This window comes from Aeromicrobium changchenzhani, assembly GCF_057586615.1.
In genome coordinates, this window is the sequence record NZ_CM172480.1 from 2,956,028 (window position 1) to 2,973,891 (window position 17,864).

Below are 17,864 nucleotides of genomic sequence, written 5' to 3' on the forward strand. Positions count from 1 at the left end.
CCTACTTGGCTTTCTCGAGAACTTCGACGATGCGCCAGCGCTTGGTAGCCGAAAGCGGGCGGGTCTCCATAATCAGGACCCGGTCACCGATGCCGGCCGCATTGGCCTCGTCATGCGCCTTGAGCTTCACGTTGCGGCGAAGAACCTTGCCGTAGAGCGGGTGCTTCACACGTTCTTCCACGTTGACGACGATGGTTTTATCCATCTTGTCGCTGACGACGAGACCCTCGCGGGTCTTGCGTGACAGCCTAGAATTGGCCGCTGCTGCGACGGGCTGGTCGGTCACTTCTTGGTCCTTCTTCTTATTGTCGCTCATACGTCCGCACCTTCGGCCTGGACGATGCCGAGCTCGCGCTCGGTCAGAATCGTGTAGATCCTGGCGATGTCACGACGAACCGTACGCAGTCGCGCATTGTTCTCAAGCTGACCCGTCGCGTTCTGGAAACGGAGGTTGAACAACTCTTCCTTCGCTTCACGCAGTTTGTCGGCCAAATCATCGGCGGACAGAGCACGAAGCTCGGCGGCGGTGGTGATGGTAGCCATCAGAAATCACCAGTTTCGCGGGTAATGAAACGAGCCTTCATCGGCAACTTGTGGATCGCGCGGCGCATGGCCTCGCGAGCAACCGGCTCCGATACGCCAGCAAGTTCGAACATGACGCGACCGGGCTTGACGTTGGCCACCCACCACTCGGGTGAGCCTTTGCCTGAACCCATGCGCGTTTCTGCGGGCTTCTTGGTCAATGGACGGTCGGGGTAGATGTTGATCCACACCTTGCCGCCACGTTTGATGTGCCGAGTCATCGAGATACGAGCTGCCTCGATCTGACGGTTCGTCACGTAGGCCGCAGTCACGGCTTGAATGCCATAGTCACCGAATGCCAGCGTGGTGCCGCCCTTGGCCGCGCCACGGCGCGTCGGGTGGTGCTGCTTGCGGTGCTTGACCCTGCGAGGGATAAGCATCAGCTTTCCTCCCCACTCGTCTTTGAAGTGCTCGGTGCAGTAGCGGCTGCCGCGGCAGGTGCTACTGCAGGCGCTTCGGTTGTCGCTGCCGGAGCGGCTGCGGCGACCTCTTCACGAGCAGGACGCTCGGGACGACGGCCGTCACGACCACCACGCGTGGGGCGCGAACGACCCGGCGCGGCTGCCCGCTTGGCGGCTTCGGCTTCGCGCTCGGCACGGGTGCCGGCAACTTCGCCCTTGTAGATCCAGACCTTGACACCAATGCGGCCGAAAGTGGTCTTGGCCTCGTAGAAGCCGTAGTCCACATCAGCGCGCAACGTGTGCAAGGGCACGCGGCCTTCACGGTAGAACTCCGAGCGCGACATTTCCGCGCCACCGAGACGTCCCGAGCACTGGATACGGATGCCCTTGGCACCGCTGCGCATCGTAGTCTGCATTGCCTTACGCATCGCACGACGGAACTGAACCCGGCCCGAAAGCTGTTCGGCAACGCCCTGCGCCACGAGCTGCGCATCAACCTCGGGGTTCTTGACCTCAAGGATGTTGAGTTGGACCTGCTTGCCGGTCAGCTTCTCGAGCTCACCGCGAATACGGTCCGCCTCGGCGCCGCGGCGACCGATCACGATACCCGGACGTGCAGTGTGGATGTCTACGCGAACGCGGTCACGCGTGCGCTCGATCTCCACCTTGCTGATGCCCGCGCGATCCATGCCCTTGGTGAGCAACTTACGGATCTGAACGTCTTCACCGACGTAGCTCTTATACAACTTGTCGGCGTACCAACGGCTCTTGTGATCCGTGGAGATGCCTAATCGGAACCCATGGGGGTTGATTTTCTGTCCCACTAGCGGTTCCCACCCTTCTTCGTAGTCTTGGCGGCTGAGACAAGTTTCTTCTCAGCAAGCACTGTGGCCGGCTGCACAACAACCGTGATGTGGCTGCTGCGCTTCAGGATGCGGTTAGCCGCACCCTTGGCGCGGGGGCGCCAGCGTTTCATCGTCGGACCTTCGTCGACCTGCACCTTGCTGATGATCAGCGTGGAGCGGTCAAGGCCTTCAGTCGTCTCGGCATTGGCAGCGGCGCTGTCTACGAGTTTGTAGACATTCTCGGCTGCGGCCTGCGGAGCAAACTTGAGCAGCGGCAGCGCCTCATCGACCGGAAGTCCGCGGACCAGGTCAATGACACGACGTGCCTTCTGCGGTGTAATACGGACAAAGCGAGCCACTGCGAAAGCTCCGGGTTCATCACCCAGAAGGCTGTCGCGGCGGGCGCTCACGCCCTGACGGGACTGTGCACTCATCGTCTCTTGGCCTTTCGGTCGTCCTTCTCATGACCGCGGAAGGTGCGGGTCGGAGCGAATTCGCCCAGCTTGTGACCGACCATTGAGTCGGTGATGAAGACCGGTACGTGCTTGCGTCCATCATGAACGGCGATCGTGTGTCCGATGAAGGACGGCAGAACCATCGAACGACGCGACCAGGTCTTGATCACATTGTGTGTGGCGGCTTCGTTCTGTGCGTCGACTTTCTTCTCCAGATGGCCGTCGACGAACGGGCCCTTTTTCAAACTTCTTGGCATTCTCAGGCCCCTTCTCAGCGCTTATTCGATTTGCGGCGGCGGACGATCAACTTGTCACTGGCCTTGCGCTTACGCGTACGACCCTCGGCCTTGCCCCACGGCGAAACCGGGTGACGACCACCGGACGTCTTGCCCTCGCCACCACCATGCGGGTGATCGACAGGGTTCATGACGACACCACGTACGGTTGGACGTTTGCCCTTCCAGCGGTTACGGCCGGCCTTGCCCCAGCTGATGTTCGACTGTTCGGCGTTGCCGACCTCACCGATCGTGGCGCGGCAGCGGACGTCGACGTAGCGCATCTCACCGGAAGGCAGCCGCAATTGCGCGCGCGGGCCTTCTTTGGCGACGAGCTGAACCTTGGCTCCAGCAGAGCGGCCCATCTTGGCGCCACCACCGGGACGAAGCTCGATCGCATGCAGCTGCGTGCCAACCGGGATGTTGCGAAGCGGCAGGTTGTTGCCGACCTTGATGTCGGCGCCGGTTCCGGCTTCGACGGTCATACCCTGGGTCAAACCCTCGGGAGCAACGATGTAGCGCTTCTCGCCATCGGCGTAGTGCAGCAACGCGATGCGCGCGGTGCGGTTGGGATCATATTCGATGTGCGCGACCTTGGCCGGCACACCGTCTTTGTCCCAGCGACGGAAGTCGATGATGCGGTAGGCGCGCTTGTGGCCGCCACCTTGGTGACGCGTCGTGATACGACCCTGGTTGTTGCGCCCGCCCCTTTTGGGAAGCGGGACAACCAGGGACTTCTCCGGCGTCCTACGCGTGATCTCGGCGAAGTCGGCAACCGAAGAGCCACGACGGCCCGGGGTTGTCGGCTTATATTTGCGAATTGCCATAGTTAAATCAATCCTCGGCTCAAGCGCTCGGCGCTGAGAAGATGTCGATGGTCTGACCAGCGGCAACACTGACGATGGCACGCTTGGTGCTCTTGCGCGTGCCTTCACCGGTACGGGTGCGGCGAACCTTGCCGTTGCGGTTGATCGTGTTGACTGACGTGACCTTGACGCCGAAGATTTTCTCGACGGCGATCTTGATCTCAGTTTTGTTGGAGTCCGGGTGCACCACGAAGGTGTACTTGTTGTCATCGAGCAAGCCGTAGCTCTTCTCGCTGACGACGGGCGCAATCAGGACGTCCCGGTGATCCTTGTGAAGCGTGCTCACTTATCTCCTCCAGGTGCTGTGAAGCCGGCGGCTTCAGCGGACTCGACCGTGTCGAACCACGCTTCCGCGATAGTCGCTTCGTACCACTGGCTGTCAGGCGTGTGGTACTTCATCGAATCGACGTTGCCCTTGATGTCGAAGCCCTTGGGAGCGTTGCCGCTCTTGAGCGGGGCTTTCGAACCCGGGCCGTACGGCTGGGTCTTGGTTGCCGCAGAAGTCGCAGCGTCTGGCGTTTCGGCCTTCGGCTCGGCAGCCTTCTTGGCAGGCGTGGGGGCACCTCCCGCGGACGCAGTCCGTGGGGGATTTTTGGCGGCAGTCTTAGGCGCCGGCTTGGCGGCACCCTTCTCGACAACCTCAGTGGCAGCCTTGCTCAGGGCGATCGTGTCGACGCCCTCGGCCGAACGAGCAGCTACGAAGCCATCGAACGCGGCCTTGGTGAAGACCAGATCATCACTGAGCAGCACGTCGTAAGCATTGAGCTGATCGAACGGCAGCAATACGAGGTTGTCGACGTTACGAAGGCTCAGCGGCGTCGCGGTGTCTTCGCGGTCAACGACCACGAGGATGCGCGGACGCTGCGTCAACTGCTGCAGCGAAGCAACCGCGGCCTTGGTGGACGGCGTGCCATCAACGAGGCTGTCAACGACATGAACGCGACCATTGCGTACGCGGTCGGACAACGCGCCACGGAGTGCCGCAGCGATCATCTTCTTGGGCGTGCGCTGGCTGTAGTCACGCGGCTTCGGGCCGTGGACAATGCCACCGCCGGAGAATTGCGGGGCGCGTATCGAACCCTGACGGGCGCGACCTGTGCCCTTCTGACGGTACGGCTTGCGGCCACCGCCGGAGACTTCGCCACGACGCTTGGTGCTGTGTGTGCCTTGGCGTGCCGCAGCGAGCTGCGCGACAACAACCTGGTGGATCAAAGGAATGTTGACCTGGACATCGAAGATGTCAACGGGAAGCGCGACATCAATGCCGCCCTTGAATGTGCTTTGCGCCATCGGTTATGCCCCCTTCTCAGCGGATCGGATGACAATGAGCGCACCCTTGGGGCCGGGAACGGCGCCCTTGATGAGGATGAGTCCCTTGTCGGTGTCGACGGCGTGAACCGTGAGGTTCTGCGTCGTGACGCGGTCGGTGCCCATGTGGCCAGCCATGCGCTTACCGCGGAAAACTCGACCGGGGGTGGCACAGGCGCCGATCGAGCCAGGCTTGCGGTGGTTGCGGTGCGCACCGTGTGAAGCGCCGACACCGTGGAAGCCGTGACGCTTCATGACACCGGCGAAGCCTTTGCCCTTGCTCGTGCCAGTCACGTCGACTGCCTCGCCTGCGGCGAAGATGTCGGGCGCGATTTCCTGACCGAGCGTGTAGTCGGCAATTGCCTCGGTACGGATCTCAACGATGTGACGACGCGGCGTAGTGCCGGCCTTCTCGAAGTGACCGGCAGCGGGCTTGTTGACCTTGCGGCCGGGAATGTCGCCGAACCCGATCTGGACGGCCGAGTAGCCGTCGGTCTCACGGGTACGAATCTGCGTCACGACGTTGGTGTCGGCCGCGATCACGGTTACGGGGACAATTCGGTTGTCAGCGTCCCAAACTTGGGTCATGCCGAGTTTGCGGCCGAGGAGGCCGCGCACATTTTCTTTAACGATATTGCTCATTGGTCGCTATACCCCTCAGAGCTTGATTTCGATATCCACGCCAGCAGGAAGATCGAGACGCATGAGCGAGTCGACCGTCTTCGGCGTGGGATCGATAATGTCGATGAGACGTTTGTGGGTGCGCATCTCGAAGTGCTCGCGGCTGTCTTTGTACTTGTGCGGCGAACGGATAACGCAGAACACGTTCTTTTCCGTGGGCAGTGGCACCGGGCCCGCGACCTTTGCACCAGTGCGCGTAACCGTGTCAACGATCTTGCGCGCCGAGGAGTCAATCACCTCGTGGTCATAGGCCTTGAGCCTGATGCGGATTTTTTGTCCCGCCATGCTCTCGCTTCGTCCTTCTCTTCGATCTGCTGATTCGTTTTGCCTCGGGTCAAGGAGAAAACGGTTGCTCCCTCCTCCGACCCCCGAGGTCGGGCGTGTCGCGTATGCCAGAGGCACAAAACTTCACACACTTGTCGAGTTAGGTAGTTGGGCCCGCTAACTTCGCGGGCCAAGCGCAACCTCTGATGTAGTGCCGCTGTGCCCTGCAACCGGCCAAAATGCCTTGAATGGCGGCCGGACAAGCTTTTCTGCGGCACCCCAGCGGTCACACCGGAGCAACCGAAATATTGTGTCAGACATGGAGGTACAAATACAAATCGGGGTACGTGTCTGGTAGCGACCGGATCAACTCAGCCCGCCCCGAAGGCGAGCCCGAGAGAATAGGTGACGGCCGCAGCGGTGTAGCCGATGGCGAGTTGGCGGCCTGCACTGAGGAGGGGCCGACCACCGGTCAGCAGCCCGACGATCGTCCCGGTTCCGAGCAGTGCGAGGCCCACAAGACCAGCCGCAACCACGATTGCGGGCGGGCCAGTAAGGCCGAACAAGAACGGTATGACCGGGACGATGGCGCCCGATGCGAAGAAGGTAAAGCTCGATGTTGCGGCGCCCGGACCCGTGCCGATTGCCTCATGGACGTCATGCCCTGGGTCCGGATTCGAGTCACGCCGCGCACCAGTTATCGACAGGAGCCGCTCGCGCGCCCGTTCGCGCGCTTCGTCGGGCGTCATACCCCGTGCCCGGTAGACCAACGCGAGTTCATTGGCTTCAAGGTTGAGATATTGGATCGCATCTGCGGTCTTGAGATCGGGCGATGTTGCCTCAAGGAGTTCCCGTTGTGAGCGCACGGAGATGTACTCCCCCGCGCCCATCGAGAGCGCCCCTGCAAGCAGGCCTGCGAAACCGGCGAGCAGAACGACGTGCTGCGACACACCACTTGCGCTCATGCCAACGACCAGCGAAAGATTGCTGACGAGACCGTCGTTCGCGCCGAACACGGCCGCACGGAACGTTCCCGACATCCGATTGCGCCCGCGCGCAGCCAGCCCTCGAACCACTTCTTCATGGATCTGTTCGTCGGCGGCCATCTCCTTGGTCGCGTCGTTGTCCTGCACATATGGTGACTGCGATTCACGACGCTGGGCCAGTGCAAGGACGAACACCGAGCCAAAACGCCGAGCCAACCAACCAATGAAACGGGTACGCAGATCCCCCCGCTGGGGTGGGCCAACGCGATCGCCCAGCAGGGTCACCCAGTGCTGTTCGTGTCGGGACTCAGCTGCAGCGAGACCGAGCAGGATCGCCCGCTCTTCGCCTGCCCGCCGGCTAGCAAGGTCTCGGTAGACCGCCGCCTCGGCACGTTCGTTGGCAAGATAACGACGCCACCGACGGATCGTCTGCGATGATGCGGCAGGGCCCGAAGTTGGCGTGGGCTGGCTGGTCATGGTCTTCCTTGCCCGGGATCAGTTGGTCGTGGCGGCACGATCGACCTTATCGGACGGCGCCGACTCACAAATGGAGATGCTGCTCCTTCTCGACGTGGCCGAGGGGCTCGATCTGGAATGTACTGTGTTCGACGTCGAAATGCTCGGCCAGGCAACCACGAAGCCGATCGAGGACGGCCTCGGCCTGGTCCATGTCGACGATGTCGCCCTCGACCACGACATGTGCGCTCATGACCGGCATACCCGACGTTATCGTCCAGACGTGTAGGTCGTGAACGTCACTCACTCCTTCTGCGCCCAACATATGAGCCCGCAACTCGGCCAGATCGACGTCCTTGGGCGATCCTTCAAGCAACACTTCGGAGACGTCGCGCAGGAGCGAAAGCGCACGCGGAAGGATCATGGCGGCGATCAAGAGCGACGCGATCGGATCGGCGAGGTACCAGCCTTGGGTCGTGATCAGGATCGCCGCAGAAATGACCGCCACAGAGCCCAGCGCGTCGCCGAGGACCTCGAGGTATGCACCGCGGACGTTGAGGCTCTCCTTGGCCCCTGCGCGCAGCAGCAGCATCCCGATCAGATTGACCACCAAGCCGATACAACCCGCGACGATCATCAACTGCCCATCGATCGACGGCGACTCACCAAATCGCCGAATCGCCGTGACAGTGACCCAGATCGACAGGCCGAGCAAAATCAGCCCGTTGAGCGCGGCGGCGAGTATCTCGGTGCGGTGATAGCCAAAAGTGCGACGCGTGCCGGGCCGGCCCTCCACCTGCGCGAAGCCAATCGCCGCGAGCGCCATCGCGACGCCGAAGGTGTCACCGAGCATGTGCCCTGCATCGGCGAGCAACGCGAGGCTGCCGGTGATCCATGCCGCGACCGCTTCGACGATCAGGACCGTGAAGGACAAGCACAGAACGATGACCAACCGCGAGCGATGCTGCACCCCGGTTCCGCGGCTGTGGTCGTGTCCCATGGCTCCAAGGTTAGAGGGACGCAATCGAATATACGACTTAACCGTCCGCCAAAAGGACGCGATTGACAACCATTCCCAGTCCGGCTCAGGCCCGAACCAGTTCATCGGACGAACGATGAGGGATTCTGGCCGCTCCATCGTCCGAAACCATCATCATTCGTCACTCGTAAGGAGTGCACGCAGAGGGCCCCGCCCTGCCGAAGCAGAACGGGGCCCTTGCAGACGAGTCGGTGTTACAGGCTCACTTGTTGATCTTGGTGACGCGACCGGCGCCAACCGTACGTCCACCTTCACGGATCGCGAACCGAAGTCCCTCTTCCATGGCGATGGGCTGGATCAGCACAACCGACATCTCGGTGTTGTCGCCGGGCATGACCATCTCGGTGCCTTCAGGCAGCGTGACGACGCCGGTGACGTCCGTGGTGCGGAAGTAGAACTGCGGGCGGTAGTTGTTGAAGAACGGCGTGTGACGGCCGCCTTCTTCCTTCGACAGGATGTAGACCTGGCCATCGAACTCCGTGTGCGGAGTCGTGGTGCCGGGCTGGATGACAACCATGCCGCGTTCGACATCTTCGCGCTTGGTGCCACGCAGGAGAAGGCCGACGTTTTCGCCAGCTTCGCCCGTGTCGAGCAATTTGCGGAACATTTCGATGCCGGTGACCGTCGTGGTCTGCTTGGCCTCGCGGATACCGATCAGGTCGACAGTGTCGTTGACCTTGACGATGCCACGCTCGATACGACCGGTGATGACGGTGCCACGACCGGTGATCGTGAAGACGTCCTCGACAGGCATGAGGAACGGCTTCTCGGTCTCGCGAGGAGGCATCGGGATGTAGTCGTCAACGGCCTGCATGAGTTCGAGGATCGACTCGCCCCACTTGGCGTCGCCCTGCAGCGCAGGCTGAGCAGCAACGCGGACAACGGGAACGTTGTCCCCGTCGAAGTCCTGATCGCTGAGCAGTTCACGGACCTCAAGCTCAACGAGCTCAAGAATCTCTTCGTCATCGACCATGTCGCACTTGTTGAGCGCGACGACCATGGCCGGGACACCGACCTGCTTGGCGAGCAGCACGTGCTCACGCGTCTGAGGCATCGGACCGTCGGTCGCTGCAACCACGAGGATTGCACCGTCCATCTGGGCCGCGCCGGTGATCATGTTTTTGACGTAGTCGGCGTGCCCGGGGCAGTCGACGTGCGCGTAGTGGCGGTTCTCAGTCTGGTATTCGACGTGCGAGATCGAGATCGTGATACCACGCTGACGCTCTTCGGGCGCCTTATCGATCTGATCGAACGCCGAAGCCTGGTTGAGATCCGGGTACTTATCGTGCAGCACCTTCGTAATCGCCGCAGTAAGAGTCGTCTTACCGTGGTCGATGTGTCCGATAGTGCCGATGTTCATGTGCGGCTTTGTCCGCTCGAACTTCGCCTTAGCCACTGTGGCTCCTCCTGAATTGAATGAATCTGTTGTCTGTACGCCATGCGGTCACCCGTTGCAGAGAAACCTCAGGCCATCCTATGAGATGGTCCGCTGTTATTCTCCACGGGCCTTTTTGATGATCTCTTCCGCAACGTTCTTGGGAACCTCGGCGTAGGAGTCAAACTGCATCGAGTATGAAGCACGTCCCGAGGTCTTCGACCGCAGATCGCCAACATACCCAAACATTTCGGACAGCGGAACCAGTGCCTTGACTAGTTTCGCACCGCCACTGACTTCCTCCATGGCATTGACCTGGCCACGGCGGGAGTTAAGGTCGCCGATCACGTCGCCCATGTAATCTTCGGGCGTCGTGACGTCGACAGCAAACATTGGTTCGAGAATCACCGGATCAGCCCTGCGTGCGGCATCCTTGAACGCCATTGAACCGGCAAGCTTGAACGCAAGCTCTGAGGAGTCGACATCGTGATAGGCGCCATCGGTCAAGGTCACCTTGATGTCAACCATCGGGTAGCCAGCAAGAATACCGAATTCCATCGCTTCTTCGGCGCCTGCGCCGACCGACGGAATGTATTCGCGCGGCACACGGCCACCGGTGACGCTGTTGACGAACTCATACCCACCTTCACCACCAACCGAAACCCCATTGGGCTCGATGTCGATGATGACCTTGGCGAACTGGCCCGAACCACCGGTCTGCTTCTTGTGCGTGTAGCTGACCTTCTCGACCTTGCGCTTGATCGTTTCGCGGTAGGCGACCTGCGGCTTGCCGACATTGGCCTCAACGCGGAACTCACGCTTCATACGATCGACCAGGATGTCGAGGTGCAATTCGCCCATTCCGGCGATGATCGTCTGACCGGTCTCTTCGTCGGTGTGAACCTGGAAGGTTGGGTCCTCCTCGGCGAGCCGCTGAATCGCGGTGCCGAGACGTTCTTGGTCGCTCTTGGTCTTGGGTTCAATCGCGACCTGGATAACCGGGGCCGGGAATGTCATCGACTCAAGAACAACCGGATTGTGCGAGTCAGCAAGTGTCTCGCCCGTCGTGGTGTCCTTCAGACCCATGACAGCGACAATCTGGCCGGCGCCGACCGAAGCGATCTCTTCGCGCTTGTTGGCGTGCATCTGGTAGACCTTGCCAATGCGCTCTTTGCGCCCCTTGGTCACGTTGAGCACCTGCATTCCGGCTTCGAGCCGGCCCGAATAGACCCGCACGTAAGTCAGTTTGCCCAGGTGCGGATCGGAGGCGATCTTGTAAGCGAGGGCCGCAAGCGGCTCGTCGTCGGACGGGTGACGCTCGATAACCTTGGTCTCATCACGCGGGTCGTGTGCCTCGATCGCACCGACATCGAGCGGCGAAGGCAGGAACTCAACGACGGCGTCAAGAAGTGGCTGAACGCCCTTGTTCTTGAACGCGGTGCCACAGAGGACCGGGTTGAGCGAGGCGGCAAGCGTCGCGCGACGGATCGCCGGCTTGAGCAATTCGGGGGTAATTTCGCCACCCTCGAGGTAGTACTCGGCAAACTGATCGTCGTGGTCGGCCAGCGTCTCGATCAGCAACTGATGACCGGCAGCAGCGCGCTCAGCCAGCTCAGCCGGGATCTCCTCGATGTCGTAGTCCTCGCCAATCTCGGTCTCGCCATGCCAGGTCAGCGCACGCATACCGATCAGATCGACCACGCCGAGGAAGTCGCCTTCGGCGCCAATCGGCAGCTGCAGCACGAGCGGTACGGCGCCGAGACGGTCACGGATTGTCTTAACGCAGTAGTCGAAGTTGGCGCCCGTGCGATCAAGCTTGTTAATGAAGCAGATACGCGGAACGCTGTATTTGTCAGCCTGGCGCCAGACTGTCTCGGACTGTGGCTCAACGCCAGCAACACCGTCGAACACGGCAACGGCACCGTCGAGGACGCGCAGCGAACGCTCCACTTCAACGGTGAAGTCGACGTGGCCCGGGGTATCGATGATGTTGATCTGGTGCTCATGCCACCAGCAGGTGGTCGCAGCAGAGGTGATCGTGATGCCACGCTCCTGCTCCTGCTCCATCCAGTCCATCGTCGCGCCGCCCTCGTGCGTCTCACCGATCTTGTAGTTGATACCGGTGTAGAACAGGATGCGTTCGGTCGTCGTGGTCTTACCGGCATCGATGTGCGCCATGATGCCGATATTGCGGACCCGTACGAGGTCGGTCGTGATTTCTGTAGCCACGTTCTGTGTCTTTCCTTAAAGAAGTGCAGTGCTGCTGCGACTGCGAGTGGAGGACGAGCGTCTCGCGACGCAAGTGATCACCAGCGGTAGTGGGCGAATGCCTTGTTTGCTTCGGCCATCTTGTGGGTATCTTCGCGCTTCTTGACCGAACCGCCGAGGCCATTCGAGGCGTCGAGGAGTTCGTTCTGCAGGCGCTCGGCCATCGTCTTCTCACGACGCTGGCTGGAGTACTTGACTAGCCAACGCAGGGCGAGCGTGGTCTGGCGAATGCCACGGACCTCGATCGGGACCTGGTAAGTCGCGCCACCAACACGGCGGCTCTTGACCTCGAGGGCGGGCTTGACGTTCTCAAGCGCGCGCTTGAGCGTGATGACCGGATCGGTGTCGGTCTTGGCGCGGCAACCTTCGAGCGCGGTGTAAACGATGCGCTGGGCAACCTGCTTCTTGCCGTCTTCGAGAACCTTATTGATCAGCTGGGTGACCAACTGGCTGCCGTAGACCGGATCAGTGTCGATGGGGCGCTTGGGCGCCGGACCTTTACGAGGCATTAGCGCTTCTCCTTCTTCGCTCCGTAGAGGCTGCGGGCCTGCTTGCGACCCTTGACAGCTTGCGTGTCGAGGGCGCCGCGAATGATTTTGTAACGAACGCCGGGGAGATCCTTCACACGACCACCACGAACGAGCACGATCGAGTGCTCCTGGAGGTTGTGGCCCTCACCCGGAATGTATGCAGTGACTTCGGTGCCGCTGGAAAGGCGAACACGTGCGACCTTCCGCAATGCGGAGTTCGGCTTCTTCGGCGTGGTCGTGTAGACACGGGTACATACACCGCGACGCTGAGGAGAACCCTTCAGAGCGGGGGTGTTCGACTGCGACACCTTGCTCTGGCGGCCCTTGCGAACCAGTTGGTTGATCGTGGGCACTACAAACTTCTTTCTATCTGACCTGAGGTGGGCCATGACTCGTGATGTACTCGCCACGTGAATTAACGCGGGATGCGCACATTGTCCTGAGGATTTCAGGCACAGCATCATAGCCTACCGGGTGGGTAGGGCCGGGTCAAAATCGCGTCCGAGTGCAAAATCTGGTGGTTAGGGTGTCAGCGGGCCTGCGAGTAGTTGAGCGGCCGAATCGCCATCAACTGTGAGCCGATCGTGGCCGGTTCGCTGCCACAGTCCGAGATACAAATCCAGCGCGCTTCCACTCACTTCGGCATCCGATTCGAGGCTCGTGTGCAGCAAAATCGGCGGCCCTTGGGGGTCTTGACTCGGCGCCACGAGCCACGAGGCGTCAGTGTCAGTCGCGATGATTCGGATCCGGGCTGACACCTCCGGTCGACGGTCGCGCATCGTCAGGCGCGGGAAGAACACCGACAGGACTTCGTCGATGCCATCAACTGCCACTTCAGTTGGAATCTCCCAGTCATTCTCCAGCTCGCCAAGCGCCTGCATGACATCAACCAGGTGGACGGTCGTTTCGTGCAGCTGCCGCCGCGGCCAGAATGCCGCTATCTCCCCCACGAGCGAGAAGTTCGGCGTAACCTCATCGGGCTCGACCGCCTGCACTGCAGCCAACAGTGCGGTGGCGGTGCCGGCATACCAATCGATGAGCGGCTCGGTTGCTACCACCTTGGGCACCTCGAGCCGCTGCCCGCTGAGAATTGTCGCGGCCGCCCAGCGATGCATCGTGCCGACATGAATCCCGACGTCGGCAATTGTCCAGCCGGGGCAGGAGGCAACGTCTTCTGAACCATCGGCCTTGCCGAGTCGCTCGGCCAATTGAGTCATGACGTTTCCGAGGTAGGGCAGATGTTCCATTGGCCTCATTCGCAGGTCTAGTGACGGTCATTCGTGGCGTATGCAGCCAACCTACGACAAATGTTCCACTTTGTTCGACTCCGAACCACGATGATCGCGCAGAAGTTGCGCCAGATGAATCGCATGAACGTCGGTGAGGTCATCGAGTTGGGTCCGGCAGGAGAAGCCGTCGGCAAGAACAATGGTTTCGGGACCAGCACCGCGCACGGCGGGCAGAAGTTGCTGCTCGGCAATCTGGACCGAGACCTCGTAATGGCCCTTCTCGACGCCGAAATTTCCAGCCAGACCACAACAGCCGCTCAGCCGTTGGACTATCGCACCGGTCGACGTCAGCAAGCGCATGTCGGCGTCAAAACCGATGACCGAAGCCTGATGACAATGTGGCTGGACAATGACGGTCCGGCCGTGGAGATCTGGTGGGGTCCAGCCCTCGGTCCGCTCAAGCAGCTCCGAAAGGGTGAACACTCCCCCGGCGACATCGACCGAACGCGGATCATCGACAAGTTCGACGGCATCGGAGCGCAGCGTGGCCAAACACGATGGTTCAAGTCCGACAATCGGCACACCCGCCTGAACATACGGATGCAGCTGCTCGATCGCGTGGGTGATGAGTTTGCGTGCGGTATCGAGCTGACCGGTCGTGATCCACGTCAGGCCACAGCACACCTGCCGTTCAAGGAACTCGACCCGGTAGCCGGCTGCCTCCAGCAATTCGACTCCTGCCTTGCCAGCTTCGGTCGAAAAATATTCAGAGAACGAGTCAGCCCACAGCAGCACTCTCCCGCCACCCCTAGGCGGACCCAAGGCCCCGGTCGCACGCTTGCGCGCCCAATGCGAAAGCCGTTGTGTCGCGAACGCGGGGATGCTCCGACGCGAATCGATGCCGGCTGACCACAGCGCGAGATGGCGCAGACCAGGAATCTTGAGCGCTAAGTTCGCGATCCGGGCGATCGGGGCGGTAAGACGGGCCAATAGGGGCAGTCGGCCGAGGAAGTAGTGGCTCCGTGGCCTGATCCGTCCCTTGTACGACTGGTGGAGCACCTCGGACTTGTAGGCAGCCATGTCGACTCCTGTTGGGCAATCGTTGAGACAACCTTTGCAGGACAGGCACAGGTCAAGTGCCTCATGCACTTCTGGCGACCGCCAACCGTCCTTGACGAGGCGACCGTCGATCATTTCCTGCAGTACACGTGCACGTCCGCGCGTCGAGTCCTTCTCATTGCGGGTTGCCTGGAATGACGGACACATGACGCCGTTGCTGCCGGAGTTATCCGCGATGCATTTGCCAACGCCGGTGCAGCGATGGACCGCCTTGCCGAAATCGCCCTCGTCGTGCAGCAGCCTCAACCCGAGTCGCTCGCTGATGGCGCCGCGGCCAGAGCCACGCAGATCGGCGTCGACCGCATTGGGTTTCACGAGCACGCCTGGATTGAGCAGGTTCTGCGGATCAAAGACATTTTTAACCTTGCCGAACAGGTCGATTGCCGCCGCCGAATACATCAGCGGCAACAACTCCGAGCGTGCCCGGCCATCGCCATGCTCGCCCGACAGCGAGCCACCGTGTGCGGCGACAAGTGTGGCGGCGTCGGCAAGAAAGTCGCGGAAACCCTGATGTCCGCCAGGTTCATCGAGCGGGAAGTCGATGCGTACGTGGATACAACCGTCGCCGAAGTGGCCATATGGCACACCGTCGAGCCGGTAGGAGCCGAGCAGCGCTTCGAACTCACGCAGATACATTCCGAGTCGAGCTGGCGGAACGGCGGCGTCCTCCCACCCCGAGAGCGCCGGGCGCGACAGCGTGCGAGCGGCGAGCCCCGCACCTTCTTCGCGGATCTTCCAGAGTGCGGCTTGTTCGGGTGCGGCCGTCACCAGCCGCGATGCCAGAGCGTCACCGGCACGTGCAGCGCGGGTCGCGGTCGCCTCCAATTCAGCCGGATCGTTGCCGGAGAATTCAACGAACAACCAGCCGTTGCCCGCCGGTAACTCAGGGATCGCTGCGCTACCGTGCTTGGCGCGAACAACGTCGACGATTCGTGAGTCAAGACCTTCACAGGCGGTCGGCGAAAACTCCAGCAGCGCTGAAACGTGATCGGCCGCGTCGGCCATCGACGCATAGCTGAGCAACAGCAACCTGCGATGGTCTGGATCCTCAACCAGCCGGACCGTCGCCTCGGTCAGGACCACAAGTGTTCCTTCGGTTCCGGCCAGAAATGTGTTCACGTCGAAGTGGTTCTCCGGCAACAGGTGTTCAAGGCTGTAGCCGGAAACCTGCCGCCCGAATGTGCCGAATTCGGTGCGAATCGTCCCCATGTCGGCGGCAACGACATCGCGTAGTTGATCGAACAGTGGCGCGTTCGGCTGGGCGTCCTTAGTCAACGAGAACTGCTCACCGCCGATCGTCACCAACTGAAGACCGGTGACGTTGTCAGCCGTACGTCCGTATGCGAGCGCGCGCGAGCCGCAGGCATTGTTGCCGATCATTCCGCCGACCGTGCAGCGCGTATGGGTCGACGGGTCAGGGCCGAAACGCAATCCCAATGGGACCGCCGCCTTCTGCAGCACCGCGTGGACCGTGCCCGGATCGACGCGAGCCGTCATCGCTTCCTGATCGATCTCATGAACCGCATTCAGATGTCGGGTGAAATCCATCACGACACCGGTGCCCACGGCATTACCAGCGATGGACGTGCCTGCACCGCGCGACGTCAACGGCGTGCCAGTTTCCGCACAGGCCGCCACCGTTGCAATGACCTCATCAACATGACGAGGCCGCACGACGACCTGCGGTATGACCCGATATAGCGACGCATCCGTGCTGTAGAGCGCGCGCGTCAGAGTCGATGAGTCGACATCACCAACATCATTGCGTCGAAGCGCGCCGAGTACGTCCGAAGCGACCGTGGAACCCTCACCCAGACTTGTTGGAGGGATCACCAAAGCTCGATTGATGCCGTGAGGATGCCGGCTAGATCATCGGCGGTGACAACTAGCGGAGCCGTCGCCAACAGCCGCTGCTGCTTCATCGTGCCTTCGACGAGTTCGGGCACATCCCTCACATCAAAACCGACTGCACCAATGCCAGCTGGCAACCCGATATCGCGCATAATTTTCTTAAGCACCTGCGGCAAGAAGTCGGCGAGATCATCGGGTCGTTCAGCGGAGGGGTCAAGCAGTTCCGCAGCCCGGAGGTGTCGCTCGGGCGAAGCCTCGAAGGTGAACCGAAACGCTTCCGGCGCGCTGAGCGAAACTGCCATACCGTGCGGCACCATCGCGTGATCGGCGTTGTAGCCATCGGGTCGAAAGTCGGTCACCTGGCCGGCGATCGGATAGGCGTTCGCATGCGGAATGTGGACGCCAGCATTGCCGAAACCGAGGCCGGCGAATGTTGCCGCCATGGCGACATTCGTACGCGCATCGAGATTGCCACCCTCGCGCACCGCGGTGCGGAACGATCCGGCCAGGAGGCTCATTGCCTTTTCCGACCACATATCTGAAATGGGATTGGCGCCGCAGTACGGCACCCGCTGCTCAGCGGTCTTATGTTCGTAGGACTGATACGGGCGCGCGGTGTAGCTCTCAAGGGCGTGGCACAAGATGTCCATGCCGGCCGCGGCCGTGACGCCAGCGGGCTGAGTCAAGGTGAGTTCGGGATCTACGATCGCCAGTCGCGGGCGCAGCCGGGCATGCGAAATGCCGGTCTTGACTTGCTGGCTGAGAACATCCAGCACACAGATTGTCGTGCTCTCACTGCCGGTGCCGGTGGTCGTCGGCAGTGCAATCAGCGGCAGCAGCGGCTTGCTCGGCGCTTTGGCCCGACCAACAGGTGCATTGATGTAGTCCATCAAGTCGCCTTCATTGGTGGTCAGAAGGTTGACCGCCTTGGCCGTGTCGATACTCGAGCCGCCGCCAATGGCGACAATCACATCGAACGGCCCGCTCGCGCGAGCGAAATCAATTGCTTCGACGAGGCTCTCATCGGTGGGCTCAACTCTGGATCGATCGAAGACAACAACCTCCAGCCCGGTCGTACGCAACTCATCGGCCAACTGCGCGGGCAGCCCGGTGGCGGCGATGTTCGGGTCGGTGACCAATAGCACTCGGCGTGCGTCAAACTGGGCAATCTCGAACGCCAGTTCGTGTCGTGCACCGACGCCGAATTTGAGCCCTGGTGCACCATATGTAAAGACGGACTCTGGGTGGCTGGGCGAAAAGGTCGTCACGGGAACTCCTACCGGTAATCGCTGTTGCCATGGAGTTTACGCACGACGGCCACGCCGAAAGGCCAT

Annotated in this window: 20 protein-coding genes; all 20 read right to left on the reverse strand. The window is 61.3% G+C overall.

Annotated elements, in window-relative coordinates; genetic code table 11:
* Position 1: 1 nt before the first annotated feature.
* The gene (gene rpsQ / locus AC2YB9_RS14955; protein ID WP_487266143.1) at positions 2-316 is read right to left on the reverse strand and encodes a 30S ribosomal protein S17; all 315 of its coding nucleotides are present in this window, start codon (positions 314-316) and stop codon (positions 2-4) included.
* Positions 313-543 (reverse strand): 50S ribosomal protein L29, encoded by a 231-nt coding sequence (rpmC, locus tag AC2YB9_RS14960; protein WP_487266144.1) that lies wholly within the window; start codon positions 541-543, stop codon positions 313-315. Before rpmC ends, rpsQ begins: the two co-directional genes overlap by 4 nt.
* Positions 543-962, reverse strand: coding sequence for a 50S ribosomal protein L16 (rplP, locus tag AC2YB9_RS14965; RefSeq protein WP_487266146.1), 420 nt, complete (start codon positions 960-962; stop codon positions 543-545). The genes rpmC and rplP overlap by 1 nt, the downstream gene beginning before the upstream one ends.
* Complete coding sequence (gene rpsC / locus AC2YB9_RS14970; protein ID WP_487266147.1) at positions 962-1,807, reverse strand: 30S ribosomal protein S3; 846 nt, start codon at positions 1,805-1,807, stop codon at positions 962-964. The genes rplP and rpsC overlap by 1 nt, the downstream gene beginning before the upstream one ends.
* Positions 1,807-2,262 (reverse strand): 50S ribosomal protein L22, encoded by a 456-nt coding sequence (rplV, locus tag AC2YB9_RS14975; RefSeq protein WP_487266148.1) that lies wholly within the window; start codon positions 2,260-2,262, stop codon positions 1,807-1,809. Before rplV ends, rpsC begins: the two co-directional genes overlap by 1 nt.
* Positions 2,259-2,540, reverse strand: a complete 282-nt coding sequence (gene rpsS / locus AC2YB9_RS14980) for a 30S ribosomal protein S19 (protein ID WP_487266149.1) — start codon at positions 2,538-2,540, stop codon at positions 2,259-2,261. Before rpsS ends, rplV begins: the two co-directional genes overlap by 4 nt.
* Before the next feature lie 14 nt (positions 2,541-2,554).
* Positions 2,555-3,385 (reverse strand): 50S ribosomal protein L2, encoded by an 831-nt coding sequence (gene rplB, locus AC2YB9_RS14985; protein ID WP_487266150.1) that lies wholly within the window; start codon positions 3,383-3,385, stop codon positions 2,555-2,557.
* Between the two features lie 19 nt (positions 3,386-3,404).
* Positions 3,405-3,710: a 50S ribosomal protein L23 gene (rplW, locus tag AC2YB9_RS14990; RefSeq protein WP_487266152.1), complete on the reverse strand. Its 306-nt coding sequence runs from the start codon at positions 3,708-3,710 to the stop codon at positions 3,405-3,407.
* Positions 3,707-4,714: a 50S ribosomal protein L4, sunset domain variant gene (gene rplD, locus AC2YB9_RS14995; protein ID WP_487266154.1), complete on the reverse strand. Its 1,008-nt coding sequence runs from the start codon at positions 4,712-4,714 to the stop codon at positions 3,707-3,709. The genes rplW and rplD overlap by 4 nt, the downstream gene beginning before the upstream one ends.
* Positions 4,715-4,717: 3 nt before the next feature.
* Positions 4,718-5,374, reverse strand: a complete 657-nt coding sequence (gene rplC, locus AC2YB9_RS15000; RefSeq protein ID WP_487266156.1) for a 50S ribosomal protein L3 — start codon at positions 5,372-5,374, stop codon at positions 4,718-4,720.
* Between the two features lie 15 nt (positions 5,375-5,389).
* Positions 5,390-5,698 (reverse strand): 30S ribosomal protein S10, encoded by a 309-nt coding sequence (gene rpsJ, locus AC2YB9_RS15005; RefSeq protein WP_012923688.1) that lies wholly within the window; start codon positions 5,696-5,698, stop codon positions 5,390-5,392.
* Between the two features lie 350 nt (positions 5,699-6,048).
* Positions 6,049-7,140 (reverse strand): VIT1/CCC1 transporter family protein, encoded by a 1,092-nt coding sequence (locus AC2YB9_RS15010; protein WP_487266158.1) that lies wholly within the window; start codon positions 7,138-7,140, stop codon positions 6,049-6,051.
* A gap of 64 nt (positions 7,141-7,204) precedes the next feature.
* Positions 7,205-8,119: a cation diffusion facilitator family transporter gene (locus AC2YB9_RS15015; protein WP_487266159.1), complete on the reverse strand. Its 915-nt coding sequence runs from the start codon at positions 8,117-8,119 to the stop codon at positions 7,205-7,207.
* 241 nt (positions 8,120-8,360) lie between these two features.
* Entirely contained in the window at positions 8,361-9,554 is a 1,194-nt protein-coding gene (tuf, locus tag AC2YB9_RS15020; RefSeq protein ID WP_487266161.1) for an elongation factor Tu, read from the reverse strand.
* Between the two features lie 96 nt (positions 9,555-9,650).
* A complete protein-coding gene (fusA, locus tag AC2YB9_RS15025) occupies positions 9,651-11,762 on the reverse strand; it encodes an elongation factor G (RefSeq protein ID WP_487266162.1) in 2,112 nt (703 codons plus the stop codon).
* Positions 11,763-11,839: 77 nt separating this feature from the next.
* Positions 11,840-12,310 carry a 30S ribosomal protein S7 gene (gene rpsG, locus AC2YB9_RS15030; protein ID WP_487266164.1) on the reverse strand — a complete coding sequence of 157 codons (471 nt, stop codon included), beginning with the start codon at positions 12,308-12,310 and terminating at the stop codon, positions 11,840-11,842.
* Positions 12,310-12,684, reverse strand: coding sequence for a 30S ribosomal protein S12 (gene rpsL / locus AC2YB9_RS15035; RefSeq protein ID WP_487266166.1), 375 nt, complete (start codon positions 12,682-12,684; stop codon positions 12,310-12,312). The genes rpsG and rpsL overlap by 1 nt, the downstream gene beginning before the upstream one ends.
* Before the next feature lie 168 nt (positions 12,685-12,852).
* Complete coding sequence (locus AC2YB9_RS15040; protein WP_487266167.1) at positions 12,853-13,578, reverse strand: maleylpyruvate isomerase family mycothiol-dependent enzyme; 726 nt, start codon at positions 13,576-13,578, stop codon at positions 12,853-12,855.
* 51 nt (positions 13,579-13,629) lie between these two features.
* Positions 13,630-16,512 carry an FAD-binding and (Fe-S)-binding domain-containing protein gene (locus tag AC2YB9_RS15045; RefSeq protein WP_487266169.1) on the reverse strand — a complete coding sequence of 961 codons (2,883 nt, stop codon included), beginning with the start codon at positions 16,510-16,512 and terminating at the stop codon, positions 13,630-13,632.
* Positions 16,509-17,798 (reverse strand): hydroxyacid-oxoacid transhydrogenase, encoded by a 1,290-nt coding sequence (locus AC2YB9_RS15050; RefSeq protein WP_487266170.1) that lies wholly within the window; start codon positions 17,796-17,798, stop codon positions 16,509-16,511. Before AC2YB9_RS15050 ends, AC2YB9_RS15045 begins: the two co-directional genes overlap by 4 nt.
* Positions 17,799-17,864: the final 66 nt, after the last annotated feature.

Excerpts from the sequence above, each read along its gene's own strand:
- rplP (WP_487266146.1), bottom strand. The coding sequence starts at position 962 with ATGCTTATCCCTCGCAGGGTCAAGCACCGCAAGCAGCACCACCCGACG.
- rplV (WP_487266148.1), bottom strand. The coding sequence starts at position 2,262 with ATGAGTGCACAGTCCCGTCAGGGCGTGAGCGCCCGCCGCGACAGCCTT.
- AC2YB9_RS15040 (WP_487266167.1), bottom strand. The coding sequence starts at position 13,578 with ATGGAACATCTGCCCTACCTCGGAAACGTCATGACTCAATTGGCCGAG.
- rplC (WP_487266156.1), bottom strand. The coding sequence starts at position 5,374 with ATGAGCAATATCGTTAAAGAAAATGTGCGCGGCCTCCTCGGCCGCAAA.
- rpsS (WP_487266149.1), bottom strand. The coding sequence starts at position 2,540 with ATGCCAAGAAGTTTGAAAAAGGGCCCGTTCGTCGACGGCCATCTGGAG.
- rpsQ (WP_487266143.1), bottom strand. The coding sequence starts at position 316 with ATGAGCGACAATAAGAAGAAGGACCAAGAAGTGACCGACCAGCCCGTC.
- rpmC (WP_487266144.1), bottom strand. The coding sequence starts at position 543 with ATGGCTACCATCACCACCGCCGCCGAGCTTCGTGCTCTGTCCGCCGAT.
- AC2YB9_RS15015 (WP_487266159.1), bottom strand. The coding sequence starts at position 8,119 with ATGGGACACGACCACAGCCGCGGAACCGGGGTGCAGCATCGCTCGCGG.
- AC2YB9_RS15010 (WP_487266158.1), bottom strand. The coding sequence starts at position 7,140 with ATGACCAGCCAGCCCACGCCAACTTCGGGCCCTGCCGCATCATCGCAG.
- rplD (WP_487266154.1), bottom strand. The coding sequence starts at position 4,714 with ATGGCGCAAAGCACATTCAAGGGCGGCATTGATGTCGCGCTTCCCGTT.
- rpsJ (WP_012923688.1), bottom strand. The coding sequence starts at position 5,698 with ATGGCGGGACAAAAAATCCGCATCAGGCTCAAGGCCTATGACCACGAG.
- rpsG (WP_487266164.1), bottom strand. The coding sequence starts at position 12,310 with ATGCCTCGTAAAGGTCCGGCGCCCAAGCGCCCCATCGACACTGATCCG.
- rplB (WP_487266150.1), bottom strand. The coding sequence starts at position 3,385 with ATGGCAATTCGCAAATATAAGCCGACAACCCCGGGCCGTCGTGGCTCT.